The 10,169-nt window shown below is 56.2% G+C and carries 11 protein-coding genes; 7 read left to right on the top strand and 4 right to left on the bottom strand.

Annotated features, from left to right (window positions below):
* Nucleotides 1–57 precede the first annotated feature (57 nt).
* From hisG to NB063_RS29945, 4 genes are all read right to left on the bottom strand, one after another.
* Nucleotides 58–918 (bottom strand): ATP phosphoribosyltransferase, encoded by an 861-nt coding sequence (hisG, locus tag NB063_RS29960; RefSeq protein ID WP_250933090.1) that lies wholly within the window; start codon nt 916–918, stop codon nt 58–60.
* 18 nt (nt 919–936) lie between these two features.
* On the bottom strand, nt 937–1,275 hold the full coding sequence (gene hisE, locus NB063_RS29955; RefSeq protein WP_250933088.1) for a phosphoribosyl-ATP diphosphatase: 339 nt from the start codon (nt 1,273–1,275) through the stop codon (nt 937–939).
* Between the two features lie 140 nt (nt 1,276–1,415).
* Nucleotides 1,416–2,282 (bottom strand): bifunctional DNA-formamidopyrimidine glycosylase/DNA-(apurinic or apyrimidinic site) lyase, encoded by an 867-nt coding sequence (gene mutM, locus NB063_RS29950; RefSeq protein WP_250933086.1) that lies wholly within the window; start codon nt 2,280–2,282, stop codon nt 1,416–1,418.
* Complete coding sequence (locus tag NB063_RS29945; RefSeq protein ID WP_250933084.1) at nt 2,282–3,361, bottom strand: retropepsin-like aspartic protease family protein; 1,080 nt, start codon at nt 3,359–3,361, stop codon at nt 2,282–2,284. Before NB063_RS29945 ends, mutM begins: the two co-directional genes overlap by 1 nt.
* A 184-nt stretch (nt 3,362–3,545) precedes the next feature.
* Between NB063_RS29945 and yacG the strand changes: the two genes are divergently transcribed.
* The 7 genes from yacG to NB063_RS29910 all read left to right on the top strand — a co-directional run bounded on the left by yacG (nt 3,546) and on the right by NB063_RS29910 (nt 10,141).
* A complete protein-coding gene (gene yacG, locus NB063_RS29940) occupies nt 3,546–3,767 on the top strand; it encodes a DNA gyrase inhibitor YacG (RefSeq protein ID WP_322975332.1) in 222 nt (73 codons plus the stop codon).
* A gap of 157 nt (nt 3,768–3,924) precedes the next feature.
* On the top strand, nt 3,925–4,404 hold the full coding sequence (gene greA, locus NB063_RS29935) for a transcription elongation factor GreA (protein ID WP_250933082.1): 480 nt from the start codon (nt 3,925–3,927) through the stop codon (nt 4,402–4,404).
* Between the two features lie 81 nt (nt 4,405–4,485).
* Nucleotides 4,486–5,259 (top strand): hypothetical protein, encoded by a 774-nt coding sequence (locus NB063_RS29930; RefSeq protein WP_250933080.1) that lies wholly within the window; start codon nt 4,486–4,488, stop codon nt 5,257–5,259.
* Nucleotides 5,260–5,614: 355 nt separating this feature from the next.
* Nucleotides 5,615–7,081 carry a CmpA/NrtA family ABC transporter substrate-binding protein gene (locus NB063_RS29925; protein ID WP_250933101.1) on the top strand — a complete coding sequence of 489 codons (1,467 nt, stop codon included), beginning with the start codon at nt 5,615–5,617 and terminating at the stop codon, nt 7,079–7,081.
* Nucleotides 7,078–8,193 (top strand): ABC transporter permease, encoded by a 1,116-nt coding sequence (locus NB063_RS29920; protein WP_250933079.1) that lies wholly within the window; start codon nt 7,078–7,080, stop codon nt 8,191–8,193. The genes NB063_RS29925 and NB063_RS29920 overlap by 4 nt, the downstream gene beginning before the upstream one ends.
* A gap of 103 nt (nt 8,194–8,296) precedes the next feature.
* Entirely contained in the window at nt 8,297–9,244 is a 948-nt protein-coding gene (locus NB063_RS29915) for an ABC transporter ATP-binding protein (RefSeq protein ID WP_250933078.1), read from the top strand.
* 39 nt (nt 9,245–9,283) lie between these two features.
* Nucleotides 9,284–10,141: an ABC transporter ATP-binding protein gene (locus tag NB063_RS29910; RefSeq protein ID WP_250933077.1), complete on the top strand. Its 858-nt coding sequence runs from the start codon at nt 9,284–9,286 to the stop codon at nt 10,139–10,141.
* Nucleotides 10,142–10,169 lie beyond the last annotated feature (28 nt).

The following is a 10,169-nucleotide window of genomic DNA, read 5'->3' as shown; positions in this document are numbered from 1 at the left end:
CAGGCGCACTAGCCACCGTCACCAGACGGTGGACCACGTCCTGGCTTTAACCCAAATTTACAGCCGGCAGTTGTTAAGCGTCATTTCGAAGACCGCCGAGGCGCCAATCGCTTTGAGTTGGTCCATCGCGTCGACAACGTCGGCACGGCGGATCATGACTTGGACGCTGCACCATTCGGCGTTTTCGAGCGAGTTGATCGTCGGCGAGTTGAACCCAGGGGTGATCTTCTCGGCTTCGGGTAGTTTGGCTCGCGGGATGTTGTATTCGACCAGCGAGTAATCTCGAGCAATGACCACACCCTCAAGTCGCTGGACCAGTCGGTCGGCGATTTCGGCGTGCCTCGGTTTGCTGTTTTGGATCAGAACGGTTTCGTAATGGCCGATTTCTTCAAGAATCCGTAAGCGATTGGCTGCCAGGGTGCTGCCCGTTTCAACGAGGTCGACGATTGCGTCGGCGACGCCAAGTTGGATCATCGCCTCGACGCTGCCGGCGAGCGCGACCAAATGTGCCGTCGCACCACGTTGTGCCAAATACTCCCTCGTGACGTTGGGGAAGCTGGTCGCGATCCGTTTGCCGTCGAGTTGTTCGGCGGAGGTGATCGGGGCGTCGTCGGGGGTGCAGAACGCTAGTCGACAACGGCCGACACCGAATTTCATGCGTTCTTGGACGTTCGCTCCGGCTTCTTCGACGAGGTCGCTGCCGGTGATACCCATGTCGATGGCACCTTCGGCGCAGAGCGTCGGGATATCGTCGGTTCGGAGGTAGACCAGATCGACGTTCATGCCGCTGACGCGGGCAAACAGCCCTCGGTTTTGGCGGCGGAAACGCAGCCCGGCTTGGGTCAACAGGTCGGTCGCCAGATCGCTCAGGCGTCCCTTGCTGGGGATGCCCAGGCGAAGGTGTGAATCGGAAATCAAGGCCGTGTCCTTTGTAGGCTAGTTTTTGTTTCGGGATGCTTTCTCGGCCAGTCCCGAGGTGCCTTCGCGGCGGGCGAGTTCGGCAGCGACTTCATCGAGGGAAATGCCTCGCCAAGCCAGCAGGACGAGTGTGTGGTAGACCAAGTCTGCGGCTTCATAAACGGCGTGTTCACGGCCGGCGTCGCCGGGCTCGCCCGCAGCCTCGATCAATTCCTCGCCCTCTTCGCGGATTTTCGCGCCGATGGCTTCGGGGCCGCCGTCGAGGAGTTTTGTCGTGTAAGATCCCGCCGGACGATCGGCCGCGCGTTGGGCGAGCGTGGACATCAGGCGATCGAGCGGGGCGAGCGAATCAGGCACAGCAGCGGGGGCTTTTTACGAGAGTGGGGGACGTGTTCCTGGGATGGCAGATCGTAATCGGCACACGTCAGTTCGCCAACCGCTGAGCTGTTTTGTCGCTGGCGGATGTCCGCCCGCTTCGGGCGGCTCGCAGCGGCAGTTCATTCAACGGCGGGGTGCACGCCGCTTCGGCGTTGGCAATGACCGCAGAAAAACGTGGAACGCTGTGCTTGGACGATACGGCGGATTTCGCCTTCGCCGCAGCGGGCACAGATATCGCCCGCCCGGTCGTAAACCCGGTGCATGTTTTGGTATCCGCCCGATTGGTTCAGTGCGTTGCGGTACGTGCCGTCGCTCAGGGTGCTGCCTTCGTTCGCGATCGCTTCGCTAAGCACCAGTCCGATCGCGGCGTGGAGCCGAGACCATTGGGCACGTGTCAGTTTCTCGCAACGCAGTCGTGGATCGATGCCGGCGACAAACAGAATCTCGGCGGCGTACAAGTTGCCGATGCCCGCGACGACGGTTTGGTCGAGCAAGGCGACCTTGATTTCCCGACGGCTCGAATTCAGTTTCGCCGCCAAGGCGTCGCGTGTGATAACCAGGGCGTCATCGCCGAGCCGCGAGTTGACGTTCTTTTCGTATTCGTCCGGGCTCAGCAATCGAATCGTGCCGAGGCCCCGGCGGTCCCACACGAGCATTTGCAGCGAAGGTGCCTTGTCCCAATCGCTGAATTCGATCCGCAGTCGCAGGTGGTCGACGCCGGGAGGATCCGATAGCAGCACTAGGCCGCTCATCCGCGGTTCGATAACGAGGCGGTGATCGTTGTCGAATCGGAGCATCACGCGTTTGCCCCGCCGCTCGATCGCGGCGACGGTGTTACCCGCGAGTTTCCGGTGCATTGTTTTGACGCTCGGTTCGGTCGTGCACGGGCGACAGGAGCACGGGGGCTGCTCGATTCGGTGCACGCGGCGGCCCACGATCGGGCGGATGCCACGGCACATCGTTTCGACTTCAGGGAGTTCCGGCATTACGGGGATTTCGCGTCGGATTCTTCGATCCGGAGCAATCCGAGCGTTTTTGCCGAAGAATCGAGTTCGAATTTATAGCGGTCGAGAAAGCTCAGCCCGAGTAGCGGTTCGGCGTTAGCCGCGATCGGTTCGAGTACGACGGCGGCGACGTTTTTCGCTTCAAACTGACCCACCCTGACCGTTTCCAGCAGAACACGTCGGCCGTTGATTTTGCCTCCGTTGGCGAGTACCAGTGGGACCACGGGAGCGTCGTCAGGGATCGTCACTTGTAATTTCTGAGCGACATCAGCGGGCAGCGTGATCAATGTGGCGCCGCTGTCGATCACCATTCGGATCGCCTGCTGATTGACACTGACCATCGTGAACAGCGACCCGTTGGCGCCGACATCGAGCGGGATGGTTTCCTGGAACACTTCCTTTTCGAATTCACGCAGTCGGTTGTCGAGTGTTCGCAGGATACTCGTCGCGTCGATTTCTTTGGGGACTTCAAAGTTGGCGTGCACGACATCGATCGCGATCTGGACTTGGGGGGCTTTGAGGCGGGAGGTGATCGTCTGAGAGAGTTCATTGACTCGCTTGCGAGCTTGGAAGATGGCCTCAGCGTATTTCTCTTCGGATTGATTGAGTTTGGATCGGGCCGCGCGGACGACGTCTTGCTGGGCGTTGAGTTGTTTTCGCAGTTCGACGGTTTGGCTGCGGATGGCGTTAATGAGCGCGACGATTCGATTGTTGCTGGTGATGTCGAGTCCCGCGACTCGGGCGAGTTGCAGGTTGAGTTCGCCGTCCTGGAGATTGAGTTTGCTGATCTCGGCTTCAATCGCGTTTTGTTTCGCGAGGGTTTCGGTCAGTGCTTTTTGTTCCAGTCGCAGTTCCCTGCGTTCACGTGTGATTCCGCTGAGTTGGCGTGACAGATCGGCAGCCTCCGTGCTTTGCAGCCCCTTGCCGCTGCGGCGCAGGCCAGCGTCCTTGAGCACCGCGTCCGCCTTTGCAACAACCGCATCCGAAAACGGAGCATGTGAGCCTGATGCCCCATTCCTGGTTTCGTCGGCGACCGACATCGCGGCGGTCTGGACTGACATCCAGGGTGCCAGGAGGCAAATAAGGAGGGCGTGAAGTTGCGGTGCGGTGGGGCTGTGCGGCAACATGGCGATCCATCAAAGGGTTTTCAAGCGAGCCGACTATTGTACGCTAAATAGTTGGCGTGGCTGATTCTGTCCGAAGCCCCATCATCGCATCCTCATTGCCCCGGTAAAGTCGAACTCGATGGACGTCTCGAAAATGAAGCCGATTCCCATGACGTGCCCTACCTGCGGTCGGAAATTTTTGTCCGATGAGACCCCGACACCGCCATTCTGCTCCTCCCGGTGTCAATTGATCGACCTGGGGCGGTGGTTCAACGAGGAAATCGGCGTCCCGTTTGAAGGTGAACCTGGAGATACACCCGTCGAGTACCGCGACGAGACCTTGCCTGAGCACGACGGCTAGTTCACAATGGGATGTGAACCAAACTCGCATGCGCGAGGTCTATGATTCACATCGAATAGCCTTTTTCAGAGTGCGTGGTCGCGATCTCTTTCGTGATCGGCCGAGTGAAAAAGGTTTCTTTTTTTGACTTTTGCAAAACTTTTTCAGGATGACAGGCATGGTTGAATCCGTCCCCATGACCCGTGAGGGCTACAACAAAATCAAAGCTGAAATTCATCGTCTTGAAAACGTGGAAATGCCGCTGGTGACCGAAAAGATCGCGGAAGCTCGTGAGGAAGGCGATCTGAAAGAGAACGCTGAGTATCACGCTCAGCGTGAAAACCAGGGCATGTTGATGGCGAAAATCAACGAGCTGAAGGATAAAGTCGCGCGCGCATCGATCATCGATCCATCGAAATTGCCAAAAGACGAGGTCGTTTTTGGCTGCACCGTCACCGTCGAAGACGTCGCCTACGGTGACGAAGAGCAGTTCACGCTCGTCGGTGCCGGGGACGAAGATTACGACGCCGGCAAGATCCTCGTGACGAGCCCGTTCGGCCAAGGTTTGCTAGGTAAAAAAGTCGGTGAGGTCGCTGAAGTCGATGTTCCCGCTGGAAAAATTAAGTTCAAAATCTTGAAGATTTCGTTCGAAATCTAGTCGATTGCGGCCTGTCGGTTTCCCCGCCCGTATAGTTGGCGGGCTTTTTGGTTCCATTCGCATTGGATGAAGGATTGTCAAATGGCCAAATCTGAGCAGCAGCGTCAGAAGAAACTGGCACGCAAGAAAGCCAAGGACCGTCAAAAGAAGCAACAGATCGCGCGTCAGAAACAGCAATTGGCTTCTCTGACCGGCAAAATGTCTGCCGCTTCGAACGGTAGGATACTCCATTGCATGGTGGGTGAATTCGACCAAGGCATGGGGTCGGTTGTCTTGGCGCGGCAGGCACCCAGTGGCCTAGCGGCGATCGCCATTTTCCTGCTCGACACGTATTGTCTCGGCGTCAAAGACATCATTGCAACCTGCCGCAACCCGTCGGAGTGGGGTGAGGTGTTGCAGGGTATGGCCGATCGGCAGGGTCTTAAAGCGGTCCGTCCGGGGATCGCCCGAGGTCTTGTCGAGGCCACCGCTGAGTATGCGGAATCCCTGGGGTTGTCTCCGCATCCCGACTATCCCAAGGCGCAGTTGTTGTGGGGAGACGTGGAAGCGGAATCGGTCGCGGGGCTGTACGAATTCGGCAGAAACGGTAAGCCGTGTTATGTCGCCGGTCCGCATGATGATGCCGCAACCCAGAGTTTGATTCTCGGCAAGCTCGACAAGAACCTGGGGCGTGGAAACTACAACTTTGTCCTCGGCGGGCCAGCAGACGGTTTCTCTCTTCTCGGAAGCACCTTCGGAGAAGAGGACTGGGGCGATGACGGCGTCGATGATGACGACTACGAGGATGAGGACGACGATCCCTCATCAGTCGTTCTGGGGCGTGTTGAGTCTCGACGGATTGAATCGGACGAGTGATTTCGTTCGTGTTGGGGGGCTGTTTGTTCCCTGTGCCGCGTTTGTGCCGGGGTGCCTCTTAAACGCCCTGCTCCTGCTAGTGGATTAGGCAGATTGCGTTCTTTCGCCGCTGATTCGCGCATAGCTCACAAACGCGAGTTTTGAGCACTCGCGTTTCTTAGTGGCGTCTCAAGTTGCCTTGAAGTGGGCGAGTGATGCTCAAGGCTGCGCCAACGCGCGATCAAAGGTGAGTTTCACGGATTGGCGCAGCGGATGCATCCTTCCGCAAACGTTATTCGAGGTCGCTCCCGTTTGCTAGTTGTTTAAGCAGACGTTGTGTGGCCAGCGTTTGTGAAGGCTATTTTCTGTGTCGACAATGTTCTCCGTGTTCGAAAACAGGCGTTTTTCTGCTTGGTTGATTCTTTTGGCTTTGCCGCTTGCCCTGGTTGGTTGCTCTTCTGGAGATATCACGCTTGAAGATTTAGAGGCTGCTGCTGCGAAGGTTGATATCTCGGGAATCGAGATTGATGAAACGGCCGATGCGCCTGCAGCGATGTTGGATCTCGAAAAATCAGATTTGAAATTCGGTTTTATCAAGCTGACCGATTGTGCTCCGTTGGTGATCGCCAAAGAGATGGGCTACTTCGAAGACGAAGGGCTCAATGTCACGTTGGAGTCGCAGTCGAACTGGAAGATTCTGCTCGACAACGTGATTAACGGGCAGTTGGACGGTGCTCACATGCTCGCCGGTCAGCCTATCGGTGCAACGATTGGTATCGGTACGAAGTCTCCGATCGTGACGGCGTATAGCCTCGACTACAACGGCAACGGCATCACCGTCAGTAACGCCGTGTGGGAGCAGATGCAAGAGAACGATCCTGCGTTGAAGAGTCCGACGCCGCCGCACCCGATCCCAGCTGACAGCCTCAAGCCGATTGTTCAGGCGTATCTCGCGGATCAAGGGAAGCCGTTTCCGATGGGGATGGTGTTTCCGGTTAGCACGCACAATTACGAGATTCGGTATTGGCTCGCTGCCGCCGGGATCCACCCCGGTATGTATACCGAGAGTGATTTGAACGGCTTTCAAGATGCAGAGGTGCAACTCTCAACCGTGCCGCCTCCTCAGATGCCACAAAACCTCGAGGCGGACATCGTTAAAGGCTACTGCGTCGGCGAGCCTTGGAATCAAAAGGCGGTCATCACCGGCATCGGTGTTCCGGTGACCACGAACTATGACATTTGGAAAAACAATCCCGAAAAAGTGTTTGGTGTCACCGAGCAGTGGGCTGAGGAAAATCCGAGCACGCACATTGCCATCGTGAAGGCATTGATTCGGGCGGGCAAGTGGTTGGATGCCACGGATGAATCGGGAAAGCTCGTTAATCGTCAACAGGCTGCAAAAATCCTCAGTAGCAAGGACTACGTCGGTGCGGAAGAGGATGTCATTGATAACTCGATGACCGGCACGTTTGTGTTCCAGAAAACAGATGTCCGCGAAATGCCGGACTTCAACGTCTTCTTCAAGCACTATGCCAGCTATCCGCACTACAGCGACTGCATTTGGTTTCTGACGCAAATGCGACGCTGGGGGCAAATCACTGAGCCGAAGCCGGCGGAATGGTATGCGGAAATTGCAAAACAGGTTTATCGCCCTGAGGTTTATCGCCAAGCGGCCGAGTTGTTGATTAGCGAAGGCAAGATGGATGCCAGTGAAATGCCTGCTCCTGATTACGACGGCTACCGAGAAGTAACGTCGGAGTTCATTGACGGGAAGACATACGACGGGCATGACCCGATCGGATACATCAACAGCTTTGAAATCGGGAATAAGGAAGAGCTATGAATTGGCGTGGAAATCTACTGAGGTTTTGTGAGGTCGCGGGTCTCCCGATCTTTGAACCTTTCGTTCGCTTGGCGGCGGGTGAAGACAAGAAAGAACAGTTTGTTGGTATCGCAAAGTTTGTTTTGTTGCCGATCGTGGCGATCGCCTTGTTCCTAGGTTTCTGGGCTGCGGCGGCGAACACGGTGGTGACTGATAGCGCTAAGTTGCCAAGTCCCAAGGCGACTTGGGATGCCGGGGCGCAGTTGATCGCGATGCACTTTGACCAGAAGGAAGCGGATCGTTTGGCCAAGCAGGAAAAGCTGGGTGAAGCGGTGCAGTACATGGCGGAGGCGAAGGCCTATGAACGGGCGGCCGCGAAAACGACCGGAGCGAAGCAGGAGTCACTGACCGCCAAGTCGGTTTCGCTGAAGAAGCGTGCCGTCGCGGCGGTGAACTTCGAGGCGTCGAGTGCGCCAACATTTATCGATCAAATTTGGACAAGCGTGGGAACGGTGTTCTTCGGGTTTCTGTTGGCCACTGTCGTTGCGGTGCCGCTCGGTGTGCTCTGCGGAATGAGTCCGTGGTTCAACGCCGCGTTAACTCCGTTCATTCAGATTTTTAAACCAGTGAGTCCGTTGGCTTGGTTGCCTTTGGCGTTCATCGTCATCATGTGGTACTACGCCGGCTACGCCGCGGGGGAAACGTTCTTTAACAAAGCTTTCCTGATCTCGGCGACCACGGTGTGTCTGTGTTCGCTGTGGCCGACGCTTGTGAACACGACTCTCGGTGTAGCGAGTGTCGACAAAGACTTTATTAATGTCGCTGACGTTCTTCGTCTGTCGTGGACGCAGCGATTGTTCAAGATCATTTTGCCCGCGAGTTTGCCGCTGATGTTCGCAGGGATGCGCATCAGCCTCGGCGTCGGGTGGATGGTTTTGATTGCCGCTGACATGCTCGCTCAGAATCCCGGGTTAGGGAAGTTTGTGTGGGATGAGTTTCAGAACGGTAGTGAACTGACATACGCACGAATCGCATTTAGCGTGATTGTGATTGGGATGATCGGCCTTGTGCTCGATCGGATCATGATCTTTTTCCGCAACTTGGTCAGCTTTGGCAATCCAGCCCCGGCTTGACCTTCACGATTCGTTTTCGTTCCGCAGTCGGTCGTGTGTGGGGACACGGGCTGGCTGCGGAACGTTTTTTCTTATTTTCGCACTGCAATCTGAAAGCGGTCTTATGAGTGTTCTTTTGCGACCAGAGCCGATCGCAATCACGCGGCCGGATACGCCTGCTCCCAAGCCCATCCTGCAGATGAGAGGTGTCTGCAAGGGCTACGGCAGCGGTGTGACTCGGACCGAAGTGGTCAACAATATCAACCTGAATATTCGCGAAGGTGAGTTTCTCGCGGTCGTCGGTTTTAGCGGTAGCGGTAAAACAACGTTCACGCAGTTGGTGGCCGGTCTGATCAAGCCCGATCGTGGCACGATCACCATGGAAGGCGAGCCGGTGACGGCGCCTTCACCTGATCGCGGGTTGGTCTTTCAGAACTATTCGTTGTTGCCTTGGCTCACCGTTCGCGGCAACATCGCGTTGTCGGTGAATTCGGTATTTAAAGATTGGTCGGCGGAAGAACGTCGCGATCACGTTGAACGTTTTATTGACATGGTGGGTTTGAGTCACGCGGCTCATCGTCGTCCCCACGAATTGTCCGGTGGGATGAGGCAGCGCACGTCCTTGGCTCGGACGCTCGCGATGAAACCCAAGATGCTGTTGCTCGATGAGCCACTTTCGGCCCTCGATGCGCTGACGCGGTCACAGCTCGGTGATGAAATATTGAAGATCTGGGAAGAGGAGCGTCAGACTTGTCTGATGATTACCAACGATGTCGATGAAGCCATCTTGATGGCCGATCGGATCGTTCCTCTCAATCCGGGACCTTCGGCTTCACTGGGACCTGCCTTCACGGTCGGGATTGACCGCCCGCGAAATACGACCGAACTCAATGATAGCGAGCACTTCAAGAGTCTTCGCAACGCGGTCACGAACTACTTGGTTGCCGTTCGTCAAAAGGCACGCAACACCGAGCAAGCTGCGACCAAACATTTGAAGTTCCGGTTGCCCGATATAAAGCCGGAAGATCTGACGCGGAAAGGTCGCGCGATTTACAACCGTCCGCCTCGTTAAGACGATCTTCCCCACACAATCATAAAGAGGTAAACCGCCATGCGTGGTTATGTAGAAATGTTTCGTCTCGGCAAAACGTACGACACCCATAAAGGGCCAGTCGTCATTGTCGAAGAATTCGACCTGAACCTTGAGCAGGGCGAATACGTTGCCCTGCTCGGCCACTCCGGGTGTGGTAAAAGCACCGTGTTGACCATGGTCGCGGGGCTGAATCCGATCACCACTGGCGGTGTTGCGATCGACGGTCGCGAAATCGACGGGCCAGGTCCTGATCGTGGTGTTGTCTTTCAGTCGCCTTGTTTGATGCCGTGGATGACGGCATTGGAGAACGTGATGTTGGGCGTCAATCAGGTCTATCGCAGCGCGACCAAGCGAGACCGGATTGATCTGGCGAGCTACTACCTGAATCTTGTTGGTCTCGGTGGCAGTCTGCAGAAACGAGCCAAAGATCTGAGCCAAGGGATGCAACAACGCGTCGGGATCGCCCGCGCGTTTGCGTTGAAGCCCAAGATGTTGCTGCTTGATGAGCCTTTCGGGATGCTCGACTCGCTAACGCGAATGGAACTTCAAGAGATTCTGTTGGAGATTTTGATTCGCGATAAGGTCACCACGGTGATGGTGACGCACGACGTCGACGAAGCACTCTTTATGAGCGACCGTGTCGTGATGATGACCAACGGCCCACGGGCGCGAGTTGGAGCAATCTTCAGTCTGCCGTTTGACCGACCTAGGGTGCGAGCCGACGTGCTCGATCATCCCGAGTATTACGAATACCGCGGAAAGATGATTCAGTTCCTCGAAGAACAGGATCATCGAAAACTCAAAGCGGATGCGGATGCCCGAGAATCAGCCAAGCAAAAGGAAGAGGAGGAATCAAAGATGGCGCAGGCTGTTTGAGAGTCTGACTTTTATAAAACCGTCTTCT

The sequence above is a fragment of the Aporhodopirellula aestuarii genome, from assembly GCF_023701485.1.
Taxonomy (GTDB): domain Bacteria; phylum Planctomycetota; class Planctomycetia; order Pirellulales; family Pirellulaceae; genus Rhodopirellula; species Rhodopirellula aestuarii.
Note: the sequence above shows the minus strand (reverse complement) of the source record. Positions and strands in the feature narration are given on the sequence as shown.